The sequence below is a fragment of the Rhodococcus sp. I2R genome (assembly GCF_020889545.1).
Lineage (GTDB): Bacteria > Actinomycetota > Actinomycetes > Mycobacteriales > Mycobacteriaceae > Rhodococcoides.
In genome coordinates, this window is sequence record NZ_JAHUTG010000013.1 from 37,898 (window position 1) to 54,218 (window position 16,321).

A 16,321-nucleotide genomic window follows, 5' to 3' on the forward strand; every position below is an offset into this window, starting at 1 on the left:
TCGTACCGAGAAACGTGGAGACTGTGAGTCATGTGTACGAGTAATCTTCGGCCATCATGCTGATCCCGCTGCTGAAGACATATCTGGCACCGTACAAACGCGCGATCGCAGGCCTCATCGCGCTGCAGTTCGTGGCCACCGGCGCCGCCCTGTACCTGCCGAGCCTCAACGCCGACATCATCGACAACGGGGTAGTACGGGGCGACACCGGTTACATCCTCTCCACCGGCGCGTGGATGCTCGTCGTCTCTCTCGTGCAGATCGTGTGCTCGGTCTCGGCGGTGCTGCTGGGCGCCAAATCGGCAATGGGGGCAGGCCGGGATCTTCGCAAGGCGATTCTTCACCGCGTCGGAACCTTCTCGGCGCGCGAAGTCGGCCGGTTCGGTGCGCCTTCGCTGATCACCCGAAACACCAACGACGTTCAGCAGGTGCAGTTGCTGATCGTCATGGGCTTCACCATCGTGGTGATGGCGCCGATCATGTGCATCGGAGGCGTCGTGATGGCGCTCCGCGAGGATCTGGGGCTGTCCTGGATTCTGCTGATCGCCGTCCCCGGTCTTGCCCTGTCGATGGGGCTCATCGTGGCACGTATGGTGCCGGGATTCCGGGCGATGCAGGTACGCATCGACGCCGTCAACCGCGTTCTACGCGAACAGATCACCGGCATCCGCGTCGTCCGTGCCTTCGTGCGCGAGCGCTTCGAGATCGACCGCTTCGCCGTTGCGAACGATTCGCTGACCTCAGCTGCTCTGCATGTCGGCCGCCTCATGGCCCTGATGTTCCCGGTCGTGATGGTGATCAGCAACGTCACCAGTGTTGCGGTCATCTGGTTCGGTGGCCATGCCATCAACGAGGGCACCATGGAGATCGGTGCGCTCTCGGCGCTGCTCAGCTACATCATGCTCATTCTCATGTCGGTGATGATGGCCTCGTTCATCGCGATGATGGTCCCGCGCGCCTCGGTGTGCGCCGACCGCATCAGCGAGGTACTCGCCACCGAATCCTCGGTGGTCCTGCCGACAGAGCCGAAGCCGTTCGCGACCTCGCCGGGCATCGTGGAGCTGCGCGACGCCGAATTCTCTTACCCGGGTGCGGAATTCCCAGTCCTCTCCGGCGTCAATTTTCGCGCCGAACCGGGCAAGGTCACCGCCGTCATCGGCGGCACCGGATCGGGAAAGTCGACGCTGGTGAACCTGATTCCGCGCCTGATCGACGTCACCGCAGGCCAGGTGCTAGTCGGCGGAACGGACATACGCGATCTCGATCTCGACGCCCTGCGCGCCGAGATCGGTCTGATCCCGCAGAAGCCCTTCCTGTTCTCGGGAACCATCGCCTCCAACCTGCGGTACGGCAAGAGCGATGCCACCGACGAGGAACTGTGGGACGCGCTCGAGATAGCCCAGGGTGCGGATTTCGTACGGAAGATGCCCGACGGGCTCGAGACTGCCGTCTCTCAAGGCGGCACCACCGTCTCCGGTGGCCAGCGGCAACGGCTCGCGATCGCTCGGGCGCTGGTGCGACGGCCCAGCATCTACCTGTTCGACGATTCGTTCTCCGCACTCGACCTCACCACCGACCGCAGACTGCGAGCCGCGCTCGCGCCAGTGATGAAAGATGCCTGCATGATCGTTGTCGCTCAACGTGTCTCGACGATCGTCGACGCCGACCAGATCCTCGTCCTCGACGACGGCAAGCCCGTCGGACTGGGTAAGCACGAGGACCTGATCGCCACCTGCCCGACGTACGCCGAAATCGTCGACTCCCAGCATGCGGTGGCAGTAGCGTGACGCGCCCCGTAGCCTCGCCCACCCAGGGCGCCCCCGGACCTCCCAGTGCGCCGGCCGCCCCCAGCATTGCCCCGAAGGCGCCCGTGCCGGGCACGAGGGCATTGAACTTCAAGCCCTCGCTCAAACGCCTCCTCGGGTTGCTTCGCCCCGAGAAGGTGCTGCTCGGTGTGATTCTGGTGTTCGCGATCGCCAGCGTCGTGCTGACGGTCGCCGCGCCGTCGGTGCTCGGCCACGCCACCAACCTGATCTTCAACGGTGTGGTCGGCGAACAGCTGCCCGCTGGCTTGTCCAAAGACCAAGCGATTGCGGAACTTCGAGCCGACGGCCAGAACACCACCGCCGACATGGTCTCCGGCATGGACGTCGTTCCGGGCGTCGGCATCGACTTCTCCGCCGTCGGCTGGGTGCTGATCTTCGTGCTGGTGCTGTACGTGGCGTCCTCACTGCTCGCGTGGGCGCAGGGATACATGCTCAACATCGCTCTGCAGCGCACCATCCGCAACCTGCGTGCCAGCGTCGAGAAGAAGGTCCACCGACTGCCGCTGAAATACTTCGACTCCCACACGCGCGGTGAGCTTCTCAGCAAGGTGACCAACGACGTCGACAACGTCTCCACCAGCCTGCAACAGACACTGAGCCAGCTGATCACCGGCGTGCTGACCGTGCTCGGCATCCTCGGTGTGATGATCTGGATCTCGCCGCTGCTGGCACTGGTCGCACTGCTGACCGTGCCGGCCTCCTTCGCCGTCACCGCGGTCATCGCCAAACGTTCGCAGCCGCACTTCGTCGACCAGTGGAAGCACACCGGCAAGCTCAACGGTCAGATCGAGGAAACCTACACCGGGCACGAGCTGGTCAAGGCGTTCGGCCGTCAGGCCGAGGTCGAACGCGAATTCGGCGAGCGCAACGACAAGCTGTTCCAGTCGAGCTTCCGCGCCCAGTTCATCTCCGGGATGATCATGCCGACCATCATGTTCCTCGGAAACCTGAACTACGTCATCATCGCGGTGGTCGGTGGCCTGCGGGTGGCGTCGGGCACCATCAGTTTGGGTGAGGTGCAGGCGTTCATCCAGTACTCGCGTCAGTTCACCCAGCCCCTCACCCAGGTCGGTGCACTGGTCAACCTCGTCCAGTCGGGCGTCGCGTCCGCCGAGCGCATCTTCACGTTGCTCGACGCCGAGGACGAGAAGCCCGACCCTGCGGACGCGCGTGTTCCCGCAGTCGACACCGGCCGGGTCTCGTTCGAGAACGTTTCCTTCCGCTACCACGACGACCAGCCGCTGATCGAGGACCTCTCCCTCGTCGCCGAACCCGGACATCTCGTCGCCATCGTCGGCCCGACCGGTGCCGGAAAGACGACGCTGGTCAACCTGATCATGCGGTTCTACGAGATCGACTCCGGCCGTATCACCATCGACGGAGTCGACACCCGCGAGATGACTCGCGACGAGCTGCGCGAGCGAACCGGCATGGTATTGCAGGACACCTGGCTCTTCGGCGGCACCATTCGCGACAACATCGCCTACGGCGACCCCAGCGCATCGGAGGAGGAAATTCTCGAGGCCGCACGGGTCAGCTACGTCGACAAGTTCGTCCACTCCCTGCCGAACGGGTACGACACCCTCATCGACGAGGAGGGCAACAATGTCAGTGCAGGTGAGAAGCAGCTGATCACCATTGCCCGGGCCTTCCTCGCCAAGCCGCTGATCCTCATCCTCGACGAGGCCACCAGCTCGGTGGACACCCGTACCGAACTGCTCGTGCAGAAGGCCACCGCGGCCCTGCGCAGCGACAGGACGAGTTTCGTCATCGCGCACCGGCTCTCCACCATTCGCGACGCCGATCTCATCGTCGTCATGGAGGACGGCCACATCGTCGAGCAGGGCGACCACGATTCGCTCCTCAGGAAGCGCGGGGCGTACCAGCGGCTGTATTCCTCGCAGTTCAGTTAGGCGCTCCGCGCATGTGCGCGGAAATACATGACCTGACACGTATTTCCGCGCACATGTGCGAAGCGCATAGGGTGGGCCCGTGAGCTCCCCGAACGACCCGTTCTTCAGTATCGACACCCGCCTCGACGACCGCCTCGGTCGCACGGGGACGATCCACACCCCGCACGGCGACATCGCGACTCCCGCGTTCATCGCCGTCGGCACCAAGGCGACGGTCAAAGCGGTCCTGCCGGAGGCGATGAAGGAACTCGGCGCCCAGGCCGTGCTCGCCAACGCCTACCACCTGTACCTGCAACCGGGTTCGGACATCGTCGACGAGGCGGGCGGTCTGGGTGCGTTCATGAACTGGGACGGCCCGACGTTCACCGACAGCGGCGGCTTTCAGGTGATGTCACTCGGGGTGGGCTTCAAGAAGGTCATCTCGATGGAGGTGGACCGCGTCGAATCCGACCACGTCATCGCCGAGGGCAAGGAACGGCTCGCACACGTAGACGATGACGGGGTGACCTTCAAATCGCATCTGGACGGTTCGCGTCACCGCTTCACCCCCGAGGTGTCGATGCAGATTCAGCATCGGCTCGGCGCCGACATCATGTTCGCGTTCGACGAGCTCACCACTCTGATGAACACCCGCGGGTACCAGGAGTTGTCGGTCGATCGCACCCAGGCCTGGGCGGAGCGCTGTGTGCTCGAGCACGAGCGGCTCACCGCCGAACGCGTCGGCAAGCCGTATCAGGCGCTGTTCGGGGTGGTGCAGGGCGCGCAGTACGAGGATCTGCGCCGCAAGGCCGCTCACGATCTCGAGACCATCACCGGGGAGACCGGGCGGGGTTTCGACGGCTACGGCATCGGGGGAGCACTCGAGAAGCAGAATCTCGGCACCATCACCCGGTGGGTGAACGAGGAACTGCCCGAACACAAGCCGCGGCACATGCTGGGCATCAGCGAGCCGGACGACTTCTTCACTGCCATCGAGAACGGCGCCGACACCTTCGACTGCGTCAATCCCTCACGCGTGGCGCGCAATGCGGCAATCTACGTCCCGACGGGGCGGTTCAACATCAATACTGCCAAGCACCGCCGAGATTTCACGCCGATCGACGAGAACTGCGACTGCTACACGTGCGCGCACTACACCAGGGCCTACATCCATCACCTGTTCAAGGCGAAGGAAATGTTGGCTTCCACGCTGTGCACCATCCACAACGAACGATTCACAGTGAAACTGGTCGACGATATTCGAGCGTCGATCCTGCAGGGCAGTTTTCACGAGTTCAAGGACGAGTTTCTGGGCCGCTTCTATTCGACTCCATCGCTACGGTGAGGTAGTCGCCGAGTTCGCGCTGCAGGTTGTCGTCGAGGCTGCGCGCGAGGAGCGAGTTGACCGACCGCACCGCGAGTTCACGCAGCTGATCGAGCATGTCCGTCGTCGAGCCGACCTCGTCCTCGCCGGGTAGCCAACCGTCGCCGTGCTCGTCGACGATATGGCCCTTCGCGGTGGCGATCATGTCCTTGGCGATGCCGTCGATCGCACGGTGGATCCGCTCGTGCACATCGATGAGCGCTCCGATACGAAAGCCGAACTCGGACAGGGACATGATGCCTTCGAGGAGTTCACGGTCGGTGAACACACACGTCTGACCTTCCATGCGAACCAGACCGAGTGCCTCCAGACGTCCCAACTGCTCGCTCCCGCCGAGGAACTCATCTACCAGCGACATCGGAATCTCGAGCGAATCGTCGGTGGACCAATGCTCGGTGACGGCGTTCTGCAGCCCCAGCACCTCGGCTAGATCCTTGCCATTCTCCCACCCCGTGATGAAGTCGCCGATGTGTGAGGTGGTGAAACCGCGCTGCAGCAAGAGATCGATCAAACGCAGTCTGGCCAGGTGCGAGTCGCCGTAGATCCCCACACGGCCACGCTTCTCGGGCGGTGGCAGCAGGCCACGCTCGCGGTACGCGCGGACGTTGCGCGTGGTCGTGCCGGCGGCCTGGGCAAGTTCATCGATCCGATACTCCACCTGAAAAGGCCCTCCCGCCGGCACGACTGCTTTGCTACACGGTAGCGTCCAGGCGGGACGCCGACGCCGACGGTAGGTACTGCGTCACCGTGTAATCGTCGTAATCGACCTCGGCGAGCTGGCCGACGTACTGGCTCGCGAAGCCGGGGAACATCGTCGCGTTGAATCCGTCCTCGGTGAGGTACCAGCTCGAGCAGCCCGAGTTCCACGTCGTCTTCTGCAGGCGTCGCTGCAGATCGGTGTTGTAGTCGAGTTGACGGTCCGCTCGCACGTCCAACACGGCCTCGCGGGCGAGTCCGTAGGAGATCGCGTCGACGAGATAGTCGATCTGAGCTTCCATGTACACCAGCGCCGAACTGTGGCCCGGTCCCGAGTTCGGGCCGAACGTGAAGTACATGTTCGGGTAGCCCGAGACCGCGATCGACTTGTAGGCCTTGGCGCCTGAGCTCCACTCGTCGGCGAGCACGCGCCCATCTCGACCGGTGACGGGTACCGGCGTACCCGTCTTGGACACATCGAACCCGGTCGCGAAGACGATGACGTCGGCCTGATGCTCGATGCCCTCGACGGTGCGAATTCCCTTCGGCGCCAACCTGGCGATCGGCCACGTCACCAACGTGCAGTTGTCCTTCTGCAGCGCGGGGTAGAAGGCGCTCGTCATGAGCAGCCGCTTGCACCCGGCACGGAAGTCCGGGGTGAGCTGGCGTCGCAGCCAGGGGTCCTTGACCTGGCGTCGGAGATGCATTTTTCCGACGCCTTCGACGACGCGGGTCAGTGGCGAATTCCAGACCACCCCGAGCGCGACGGACTCGTGTCCCCAGAACCAGGCCTTGCGGGCGAGCGTCTGGGTGGCGGGGAAGCGCCGGTAGATGTCCTTGGTGCGCTGGCTGGTTGCGAAATTGGTACGCGACAGAGCCCAACCGGGCGTGCGTTGGAAGACTTTCACCGATTTCGCGACCTTCACGAGCTCGGGCACGATCTGGACTCCGGACGCACCGGTGCCGATGACAGCCACCTTCTTGTCGGTGAAGTCGTAGTCGTGATCCCAGCGGGCACTGTGGATCTTGTGACCCTCGTAGGATTCGATGCCGCGGATGGACGGGAAGCTCGCGTTGGCGAGCGGGCCGGAGGCCATCACCACCGATCGTGCTCGTACCGGGACCTGGTCGGTGAACGAGAGCTCCCACACCTGTTCGGCGTCGATCCAGCTCACACCGGTGACATTGTGGCCGAGCCGCAGGAATGGACGTACGCCGAAGTCTTCGACCATGCGCTCGATGTACTGCAGGATTTCGGCGCTGCCGGAGTAGGTGTGCGACCAGTCGGGATTGGGCGCGAAGCTGTAGGAGTAGAGGCGGGACGGGATATCGCATGCCGCGCCGGGGTAGGTGTTGTCGCGCCAGGTCCCGCCGACAGCCGTTCCGCGCTCGAACACCGCGATGTTGTCGATGCGCTTCTGCTTGAGTCTGATTGCGGTGCCGATCCCGGCGAAGCCGCCGCCGATGATGGCGACCGAAAGTGGGAGTGGGCCAGTCTTGCTCATGCGACCGGCTCGTAGGTGAGTTCCTTGGACCAGGTCGGCTGGGGCCGCAGCATTCGCTTGGGATATTTGGCGGTGATCTTGACGAGGGAGTCGGCGAATTTGTGGTACGGATGTGCCCGGTTGATGACGACCCCGGAGTGCCAGCTGATGAAGCGGTACATCGGTAGGCGATTCGGGAATTCGCTTCTCTCGCCGACCTTCTTGAATCGACGCATTGCGGTGTAGAGGCGCTCCTCATCGACGCCCATGGCCACGATGTTGTCACGCATCTTGTTCAACAGTGGGATGTAGCGCAACGTCCCGATGATCAGCGACGGATTCATCCAGGCGCCGGCGGTCTCGACCAGGATCTTGCGCATCTTGGCATGGCCGAGAAGCTCGATGACCTGGAAATCGACTGCGAGATGGCGAGATTCGTCGGAGTTGATCCTCTTGAACACTTCCTGACAGACGGGGTCGTCGATCTCGTCGACGATGAACTTCACCAATGCGCCGTCGAGCGCGACCTCGAGCATCGGGATGACGGTGCCGAGGACGGCCAGCGAGGTCTGGTCGGAGTACTTGTCCAGCCAGTCGATGACGAGTTTGACGTTGACGTTGGGCTGTGGGATCTCGTCGCCGTCGAGCATGCCCCACCGACGCATCAGCGCGAGTTCGGCATTGGCGTGCTTCTGCTCCTCGGCATGGAAATAGGTGTAGATCTCCTTGAGCGTGTCGGTCGGAGCCTTCTGCGCCATGGCCGCGAAGCCGCGCGCACCGACGTTCTCGATCCACATCAGGTCAGCCATGAACGGCTTGAGCTTGGTCCACAGTTCGTCACTGATGGTCTCGGCACCCGGTGCGTCCCAGTCGATATCGGCCAACGCCCACTGCTTGTCCTTGATCTTGACGAGCATGTCGTCGAAATCGAACGCCATGTCAGACTCCTGCCTTCTCGGTTGATTCCTGTGGTGCGAACCGCCCCAGCAGCCCGAGGGTGCGGGTGTAGAGGGCCGGTGCGATGCGTTTGAGACGCCAGATGAGCTTGGCGTCGATCTGCGGGACGACATAGAGGCGTCCGCGGTCGTACTTGTTCAAGGTGTCCACGGCGATGCGTTCCGGGCTGAAACCGGTGCTCGCCATGAGCTTTCCAGCCAGCTTTGCGCCCGTGTCGGTGATCCGGCCGTCGATCGCGACATTGGTCTTGACGAACGTAGGGCACAGCACGGTGACGCGAATGCCGGTGCCGGACAGCTCGGCGGCCATGGTCTCCGACAGCGACATCACGCCTGCTTTGCCCACGTTGTACGGGCCCATCAGCGGGGCCGCGGCGAACCCTGCGGCGGAGGCGACGTTGATGAATCCGCCCTTCCCGGCGGCCCGCATGCCGGGGGTGAAGATCTCGCAGCCGTGGATGACGCCCCACAGGTTGATGCCGAGGGCCCAGTTCCAGTTGTCGAATCCGATGTCACCGACGGGTGTGCCGCCGATCCCGACTCCGGCGTTGTTGATCACCAGGGTGGGTGCCGCGCCGAAGGTCAGTTCGGCGAAGAGGGCGAGGTCCTCGACCTGTTCGCGAGAGGCGACGTCGCAGACGACGGGGTGGGCGGTGCCGCCGTTCTCGACGACGAGTCGAACCGTTTCCTCGGCGCGGGCAAGGGAGATGTCCGCGCAGACGACCTCACCTCCGCGCTTGGCCAGTTCGAGTGCGAAGGCGCGGCCGATGCCGCTGCCCGCGCCGGTTACGACGGCGCGAGCGTTGTGGGACTCAGTCATGAGATCAGACTCACCCTAACCATGCCATTTGTCAATGGCGCAGTTTTCGACGGCGCCGTAATACGTGTCGGGGACGCGCGCTCGGGCGACGAATAAGGGCCCGACCGGCTGTGCGGTCGGGCCCTGCTCGAAAGAGAAAGTGGTTACGCGTTCACGGGCTGCTGGTAGGTGGGCTCACGCTTCTTGATGTAGCCGATGACCTGGTAGGTAATGGGCAACACGAGAATTTCGACGAGGGTCTTCCAGACGAATCCGACGATGACGTAGTTGATGAAGTCGTGCCACGTCGTGATGCCGATGACGCCCGCGGCAATGGCGCAGAAGATCAGCGTGTCGAAAAACTCGCCGACGATCGTCGACCCGATCAGGCGCGCCCACAGGTGCTTTTCCTTGGTGCGTTCCTTGATGGCAACGAGGACGAGCGAATTGAGCATCTGCCCGACGAAATAGCCCGCCAGGCCTGCAAGTACGAGGCGTGGCACGACCCCGACCACCGTTTCGAGGGCTTCCTGATTCTCGTAGAAGCCCGCCACCGGGAGTTCGATGACGATGAAGAAGCACACCGCCGTCAAGATGATCGACCCGAAGCCGAGATAGATCGCACGTCGGGTCGCCTTGAAGCCGTAGACCTCACTGAGCACATCGCCGAGGATGTAAGCGAGAGGGAACAGGAAGAATGCGCCGTCGGTATTGATCGGCAACACCTGGAACGGGCCGAGGAAGAAACTGGAATCACCGAAGAACGCGACGCCCTTGCTCGCCGTCACATTCGAGATGATGAGGACCGCCGTGAACAGGGCCACGAGCGTCGGATAGTAACCACGGCTGACGTGGGCGAATCGCGCCACGGCTCCGGGTGCGTCTTCGAATTTCTGAGCTGTCACTCGCCAATCCAAGCACGACAAAACCCCAGGAGAGAATCGCGTCCTTTATGTCTCGAAAATCCACGGGGTGCGGGGAAGTGCGGCGGGATCGAAGCGTCGCAGCAGCTGCTCAACCGTGACGGGCTCGTCCGGAGCGGCGAGCTCGAGCGACTGAGCCATGATCGAGAGCACGTCCCGAGGCCCCAATCCCAGCGCGGCTTGATCCTCGAGCGTGACTGCGCCGTCGCGCTTGGCAAGCCTGTTTCCCTGCGAGTTCAGCGCGAGCGGCACGTGCGCGTAGGTCGGAACCGTGATGCCGAGCAGCGTGGCCAGATATGCCTGACGCGGCGAGGACGACAACAGGTCGTCGCCGCGCACCACCTGGTCAACCCCCTGATCTCCGTCGTCGACGACGACAGCGAGGTTGTAGGAGGGCACGCCGTCTACACGGCGGAGCACGACATCGTCGACCTGCCCGTGAAACCTTCCGACCACGACGTCGTCGACGGCGAATTCGGTCACCTCGGCGCGCAGACGCAGGGCCGGCGGACGGGTCTGCGCTGATTTCTGCGCGTCGGTCAGATTCCGGCAGGTTCCGGGATAAGCCCCGGCCGGAGCGTGCGGAGCTGACGCCGCCTCGAGAATCTCCCGACGCGTGCAAAAACACTCGTACGTCAGGCCGGCTGCGGTGAGGAACGCGATCGCGTTCTCGTAGAGCGCGGTGCGCTGCGACTGACGCACCACCGGTCCGTCCCAGTCCAACCCGATTGCCCGCAGGTCCGCGAGTTGCCGGGCCTCGGAGCCCTCGCGGACGCGATCGAGATCCTCCATGCGCATCAGGAACCGACGGCCGGTCGAACGCGCGAAGAGCCATGCCAGCAGCGCCGTGCGCAGGTTGCCCAGATGCAGGTCACCCGAGGGACTCGGAGCGAAGCGGCCTGACGTCACGACGGTGTCCTTTCCGGGTGGCCGAGTAGCGCGGACTGCTGCGCCGCCGCGGACGACCGAATGGCGTCGACGACGTGTGCCACCTCGGGTCGTCGTAGCGTCTCCGCTCGCGAGACCAGCCAGTAGTCCAACCGCACGGCCACCTCCTGTGGGAGCAGGCGGATCAGGTCGTCGTGGCGGTCGGCCATGAAGCAGGGGAGCAGGCCGATCCCGGCTGCCGCGCGGGTCGCCTCGACGTGGACGAAGACATTGGTCGAGGTCACCGATTCACGCATGAACGGCGCAAAACCGGGTGCGATATCGAGATCGTCCACCTGCAGCATCGAGTCGATGAAGTAGACCAGGGGATGGGCGCGTAGGTCGTCCTTGGATTCCGGCGTGCCGTTTTCGTCGAGGTAGGTCTGCGAGGCATAGAGGCCGAGGTAGTAGTCGCTGAGCTTGACCGCTTCCGCCCGGTGCACCTGTGGTTCCCCGACGACGATCTCGACATCCATTCCCGAGCGCTGCTGCGAGGCTCGTCGCGTGGTGGCGACGATCTCGACGGAAATCCCCGGATGACGACGCCTGACCTGCGCAACGGCCGGTGCGATCACGAACGCGCTGAAGCCGTCCGTCGCGGAGACTCGCACGACACCCTCGGCGTCTTCGTTCGGGCCGATCAACGATCGGACCGCCGCTTCGATGTTCTCGGCTGCGGTCAGCGCGTCTCGGCCGCGTGCGGTCAGTTCCCATCCGCTACCGGACCTGGCCAGGACGCGGCCACCGAGGCTCGTTTCCAGGGCGGCGATCCGTCGGGAAATGGTGGTGTGGTTGAGCCCGAGAATGTCGGCCGCGGCGTTGTACCTGCCCGTACGGCCGACAGCGAGCAGTATCAGCAGGTCGTCTGCGCTGGGTAGCCTGCCGGAATCTGCCTGACCGAAAGTCACGTGTGCATTCTTGCAGATCATGGGTGCGTTGTTGGTCATTGTGGTGCGCACTTGTATGCATCGATACTCGGGCTTATCGATTTCGATGTGGGCGCAGTCACAATCGCCACGCCTGCGAATCCACATCACTGAAGCCACATCACTGAGGGAGCAGCATGAGCGTCGACCAACACACACCGGGAGGCCCGGACCCGGACGCCACCCCCACCGGGCTCAAGAAGGTCGTCGGGGCATCGATGGCCGGCACCATCGTCGAGTGGTACGAGTTCTTCCTCTACGGAACCGCCGCGACCCTGGTCTTCTCCAAGGTGTTCTTCGCAGCCGGCACCAGCGAGCTCGACGCCATCCTCGCCGCTTTCGTCACCTACGCCGTCGGCTTTTTCGCCCGACCGCTCGGCGGAATAGTCTTCGGCCACTTCGGTGACAAACACGGTCGCAAGAAGCTGCTCCAGTTCAGTCTCGTCCTCGTCGGCGGCGCAACATTCCTCATGGGCTGCCTACCGACGTTCAACCAGATCGGCTACTGGGCCCCCGCCCTCCTCGTGGCGCTCCGTTTCATCCAGGGCTTCGCGGTCGGCGGTGAATGGGGTGGTGCGGTGCTGTTGGTGGCCGAGCACAGTCCCAACAAATCACGTGGCTTCTGGGCCAGCTGGCCGCAGGCGGGGGTGCCCGCCGGCAACCTGCTCGCCACCGTCGTGCTGCTTGTCCTCACCGCCACACTGTCCGACGAGGCCTTCCTCAGCTGGGGCTGGCGCGTTGCCTTCTGGCTCTCCGCCGTCATCGTCTTCGTCGGCTACTACATCCGCACCAAGGTGACCGACGCCCCGATCTTCCTCGAGGCGCAGAAGCAGGCCGAGGTCATCAAGGCCGCGTCGTACGGCGTCTTCGAGGTGCTCAAGCGTTACCCGCGCGGGGTGTTCACGGCCATGGGCCTGCGGTTCGGCGAGAACGTCATGTACTACCTCGTCGTCACGTTCACGATCACCTACCTCAAGGTCGAGGTCGGGACGGATACCCAGACGATCCTGTGGTGGATGCTCGTCGCGCACGCAGTGCACTTCGCAGTCATCCCGCTCGTCGGCAAGCTGGCCGACCGCATCGGCCGACGACCGGTCTACATGTTCGGCGCCATCACAGCCGGCACCTGGGGCTTCTTCGCGTACCCGATGTTCAACAGCGGCCACAACGCCGTCATCATGGCCGCGATCATCATCGGCCTGGTCTGCCACGCCTTCATGTACGCCACGCAACCGGCGATCATGGCCGAAATGTTCCCGACGCGGATGCGCTACTCCGGTGTGTCCCTCGGGTACCAGGTGACGTCCATCGTGGCCGGTTCGCTCGCACCCATCATCGCGGTGTGGCTGTTGAACAGGTACAGCTCCGCGGTACCGATCGCGTGGTACCTGGCCGGGGCCTGCGCCATCACCGTAATAGCCGTTCTCGCAGCGCGTGAAACGAAGGGCCTGGCGCTGGAAACGATCGACCTCGCCGACGCCAAGAACCTCGCAACCGAAGCCGAATTGTTGAAGGCGGGCCTCAAGTGACGAACCTTTCCGGACGTTCCGCGCTGGTCACAGGCGGAGCGTCCGGTATCGGGGCCGCGTGCGCGCGCGAACTGGCTGCGCGTGGCGCGACGGTGACCATCGCCGACGTCGACGAGGTCGCAGCCAAAGAACTCGCGTCGGAACTGGGCGGTGACGCCTGGGCGGTGGACCTGCTGGAAACGGCCCCCCTGGAGGAGCTGACGCTCGACGTCGACGTCCTCGTCAACAATGCCGGGATCCAAACCGTCGCGCCGATAGTCGATTTCGATCCCGCAGCATTTCGACGAATCCAGACGTTGATGGTCGAGGCGCCGTTCCTGCTGATTCGGGCAGTGCTGCCTGGCATGTATTCGCGTGGGTTCGGCCGAATCGTCAATGTCTCCTCGGTGCACGGCCTGCGAGCCTCGCAGTACAAGGTCGCCTACGTCACCGCCAAGCACGCCCTCGAAGGACTGTCGAAGGTGACCGCCCTCGAAGGCGGCGGGCGCGGTGTCACAAGCAACTGCGTCAACCCCGGCTACGTCCGAACGCCTTTGGTGGAGAGACAGATTGCCGATCAAGCCGCGGCACACGGGATCGACGAGCATCAGGTGCTCGAGCAGGTCATGCTGACCGAGAGTGCGATCAAGCGACTCGTCGAGCCTTCCGAGGTCGCCTCCCTGGTCGGGTGGCTGGCGTCCTCGGATGCCGGGATGGTCACCGGGGCGTCGTACACCATGGACGGAGGGTGGTCGGCGCGCTGAGGTTCTGGCGTTTGCTGTTTGCCGGTTGGCCGGTTTGATGTTTGCCGTTTGCCGTTTGCCGTTTGCCGTTTGCCGTTTGCCGCATGAATGGACCATTGCAACTGTCTGAGCGTTGTGATGGCACATTCATGCGGGTCTACAGACGGCGCGGCGCGCAGCCGGAACCGAATTCCGACAGCTTCCGTCCCCTGGCTGAAACTTGAACTGCCAGGCCTCGGGTTCGGGACCGCACGCTCGGATGCCGCCGCCGGTGACCGTCGACGCAGCCACCGACAAGAGCAGCGGATGAGAAAACCCCCGCAACTCGATGAGTTGCGGGGGTTTCTGGCGGAGGATAGGGGATTTGAACCCCTGAGGGCGTTAACCCAACCCGCGTTCCAGGCGAGCGCCATAGGCCACTAGGCGAATCCTCCGTGGATCACCATACCGGGTAACCCCCTCCAGATCCCAAATGGGCTCACCCGGCGACCGCATCGGTGCTGCTCGCGACCGCTTCGGGGGGTGGCCGCGACCGTATCGGGGGTGGCCGCGACCGTATCGGGGGTGGCCGCGACCGCATGAATGGTCCATTCATACGCCCAGACGGCTTGAATGTGCCATTCATGCGGCGGGGTGGGACTCATGCGGCGGGATGGGACGGGTGCGGCGGGGTAGGACGGGTGCGGCGGGGTAGGGCGGGAACCGGCACGGGTGCAGCCGCCGAGGGGGACCGATGAGCCGCGGGGAGGGGACGGCTACACTCTTCAATGGATCCCGCGCGGCGCGCATCCTGTGAACTCCCCCAGGGCCGGAAGGCAGCAAGGGTCAACGGGCTCTGCCGGGTGCGCGGGGTCCCCTTTACTTTCAGGGACCAGACGCTCAGGGGTCTGCACGAACTGCCCCGACACGGAAAGGCCGCTCCACATGTCAGCGCAAACCCAATTGGGGTTGATGAACCATGAGGAGCTCGCCTCGGAGCATGAGCGCCAGACGGCGAAGTACTCCCAGCTGAAGTCCGAGAACCTCGCTCTCGATCTCACCCGCGGCAAGCCCTCGCCGGAGCAGCTCGATCTCGCTGCCGACCTGCTGACGCTCCCCGGTGACGACTACCGCGACGGCAAGGGCACCGACTGCCGCAATTACGGTGGCCTGGCGGGTCTGCCGGAACTTCGCGCAATCTTCGGTGAGCTCCTGGGCATTCCCGTCGAGAACCTGTTGGCAGGCAACAACGCGAGCCTCGAGATCATGCAGGACCTCGTGGTGTGGGCGCTGCTACATGGCGTGCCCGACTCCCCGCGGCCGTGGTCGGCCGAACCGAACATTCGCTTCCTGTGCCCGGCCCCCGGTTATGACCGCCACTTCGCGATCACCGAGAGCTTCGGCATCGACATGATCCCGATTCCGATGCTTCCCGACGGTCCGGACATCGCCGAGATCACCACGCTGGTGGCGTCGGATCCGTTGATCAAGGGGATGTGGGCCGTCCCGAACTACGCCAACCCGACAGGCGCGGTGTACTCCGAGAACGTGGTGCGCACGCTGGCGACGATGCCCGCGGCCGCACCGGATTTCCGGTTGTTCTGGGACAACGCATATGCAGTGCACCCGCTGACCGAGGAATTCGCGCCCTCGTACGACATTCTCGGTTGGGCCGCCGAGGCCGGCAATGCCAATCGTCCATTCGTCTTCGCATCGACGTCCAAGATCACTTTTGCCGGCGCGGGCGTCAGCTTCCTGGGCGGCTCCGACGCGAACCTCGAGTGGTACCAGCAGCATTTGGGCAAGAAGAGCATCGGTCCGGACAAGCTCAATCAGTTGCGTCACCTGCGATTCTTCGGTGATGCCGAGGGTGTCCGTGCGCACATGGCCAAGCACCGCGAGATCCTGGCGCCGAAGTTCGCGCGGGTACTGGAAATCCTCGACGACCGCCTAGGTGCGTCGAAGATCGCCTCGTGGACCGAGCCGAAGGGTGGCTATTTCATCTCCCTCGACGTGCTCGAAGGCACCGCGACTCGGTCCATCGAGCTGGCGAAGGACGCCGGCATCGCGCTGACCGCGGCAGGCTCGGCCTTTCCGTATCGAAACGATCCCGAGGATCGCAATATCCGACTGGCTCCGAGCTTCCCGTCGCTCGATGAGCTCGAGAAGTCGATGGACGGGGTGGCGACCTGCGTGCTCCTCGCCGCAACGGAAAAGCTGCTTCGCATGTGAGTGGAAATACGTGTCCCACTATGTATTTCCACTCACATGCGCGAAG

At 64.0% G+C, this 16,321-nt stretch carries 13 protein-coding genes, 1 tRNA gene and 1 other RNA gene; 7 read left to right on the forward strand and 8 right to left on the reverse strand.

Annotated features, from left to right (window positions below):
- Positions 1-56 precede the first annotated feature (56 nt).
- The 3 genes from KVY23_RS15125 (at position 57) to tgt (ending at position 5,063) form a co-directional block, all read left to right on the forward strand.
- Positions 57-1,787: an ABC transporter ATP-binding protein gene (locus tag KVY23_RS15125; protein ID WP_230557291.1), complete on the forward strand. Its 1,731-nt coding sequence runs from the start codon at positions 57-59 to the stop codon at positions 1,785-1,787.
- Positions 1,784-3,739 (forward strand): ABC transporter ATP-binding protein, encoded by a 1,956-nt coding sequence (locus tag KVY23_RS15130; protein WP_269418810.1) that lies wholly within the window; start codon positions 1,784-1,786, stop codon positions 3,737-3,739. Before KVY23_RS15125 ends, KVY23_RS15130 begins: the two co-directional genes overlap by 4 nt.
- Positions 3,740-3,818: 79 nt before the next feature.
- Complete coding sequence (tgt, locus tag KVY23_RS15135) at positions 3,819-5,063, forward strand: tRNA guanosine(34) transglycosylase Tgt (RefSeq protein ID WP_230557292.1); 1,245 nt, start codon at positions 3,819-3,821, stop codon at positions 5,061-5,063.
- Here the strand turns inward: tgt and KVY23_RS15140 are convergent.
- The 7 genes from KVY23_RS15140 to KVY23_RS15170 form a co-directional block, all read right to left on the reverse strand.
- Positions 5,014-5,760 carry a MerR family transcriptional regulator gene (locus tag KVY23_RS15140; RefSeq protein ID WP_075838605.1) on the reverse strand — a complete coding sequence of 249 codons (747 nt, stop codon included), beginning with the start codon at positions 5,758-5,760 and terminating at the stop codon, positions 5,014-5,016. The genes tgt and KVY23_RS15140 overlap by 50 nt on opposite strands.
- A gap of 34 nt (positions 5,761-5,794) precedes the next feature.
- Complete coding sequence (locus KVY23_RS15145; RefSeq protein ID WP_230557293.1) at positions 5,795-7,303, reverse strand: NAD(P)/FAD-dependent oxidoreductase; 1,509 nt, start codon at positions 7,301-7,303, stop codon at positions 5,795-5,797.
- Positions 7,300-8,220 (reverse strand): reductase, encoded by a 921-nt coding sequence (locus KVY23_RS15150; protein ID WP_075838607.1) that lies wholly within the window; start codon positions 8,218-8,220, stop codon positions 7,300-7,302. Before KVY23_RS15150 ends, KVY23_RS15145 begins: the two co-directional genes overlap by 4 nt.
- A gap of 1 nt (position 8,221) precedes the next feature.
- Positions 8,222-9,058: an SDR family NAD(P)-dependent oxidoreductase gene (locus KVY23_RS15155; RefSeq protein ID WP_230557294.1), complete on the reverse strand. Its 837-nt coding sequence runs from the start codon at positions 9,056-9,058 to the stop codon at positions 8,222-8,224.
- A gap of 143 nt (positions 9,059-9,201) precedes the next feature.
- The gene (locus KVY23_RS15160) at positions 9,202-9,942 is read right to left on the reverse strand and encodes a queuosine precursor transporter (protein ID WP_230557295.1); all 741 of its coding nucleotides are present in this window, start codon (positions 9,940-9,942) and stop codon (positions 9,202-9,204) included.
- 45 nt (positions 9,943-9,987) lie between these two features.
- Positions 9,988-10,869 carry a tRNA glutamyl-Q(34) synthetase GluQRS gene (gene gluQRS / locus KVY23_RS15165; RefSeq protein ID WP_230557296.1) on the reverse strand — a complete coding sequence of 294 codons (882 nt, stop codon included), beginning with the start codon at positions 10,867-10,869 and terminating at the stop codon, positions 9,988-9,990.
- On the reverse strand, positions 10,866-11,834 hold the full coding sequence (locus KVY23_RS15170; protein WP_206508980.1) for a LysR family transcriptional regulator: 969 nt from the start codon (positions 11,832-11,834) through the stop codon (positions 10,866-10,868). Before KVY23_RS15170 ends, gluQRS begins: the two co-directional genes overlap by 4 nt.
- A gap of 116 nt (positions 11,835-11,950) precedes the next feature.
- On the opposite strand from KVY23_RS15170, the gene KVY23_RS15175 reads away from it, so the two are divergent.
- Together KVY23_RS15175 and KVY23_RS15180 are read left to right on the forward strand one after the other, a co-directional pair.
- The gene (locus KVY23_RS15175; RefSeq protein ID WP_230557297.1) at positions 11,951-13,342 is read left to right on the forward strand and encodes an MFS transporter; all 1,392 of its coding nucleotides are present in this window, start codon (positions 11,951-11,953) and stop codon (positions 13,340-13,342) included.
- Entirely contained in the window at positions 13,339-14,085 is a 747-nt protein-coding gene (locus KVY23_RS15180) for a 3-hydroxybutyrate dehydrogenase (protein ID WP_230557298.1), read from the forward strand. Before KVY23_RS15175 ends, KVY23_RS15180 begins: the two co-directional genes overlap by 4 nt.
- 325 nt (positions 14,086-14,410) lie before the next feature.
- Here the strand turns inward: KVY23_RS15180 and KVY23_RS15185 are convergent.
- A tRNA-Ser gene (locus KVY23_RS15185) sits at positions 14,411-14,498 on the reverse strand.
- Between the two features lie 332 nt (positions 14,499-14,830).
- Here KVY23_RS15185 and ffs point away from each other — a divergent pair.
- Both ffs and KVY23_RS15195 read left to right on the forward strand, forming a co-directional pair.
- Positions 14,831-14,925, forward strand: an RNA gene (gene ffs, locus KVY23_RS15190) — signal recognition particle sRNA small type.
- Positions 14,926-14,988: 63 nt separating this feature from the next.
- Positions 14,989-16,275: an aminotransferase class I/II-fold pyridoxal phosphate-dependent enzyme gene (locus KVY23_RS15195; RefSeq protein WP_230557299.1), complete on the forward strand. Its 1,287-nt coding sequence runs from the start codon at positions 14,989-14,991 to the stop codon at positions 16,273-16,275.
- The last annotated feature ends 46 nt before the right edge of the window (positions 16,276-16,321 follow it).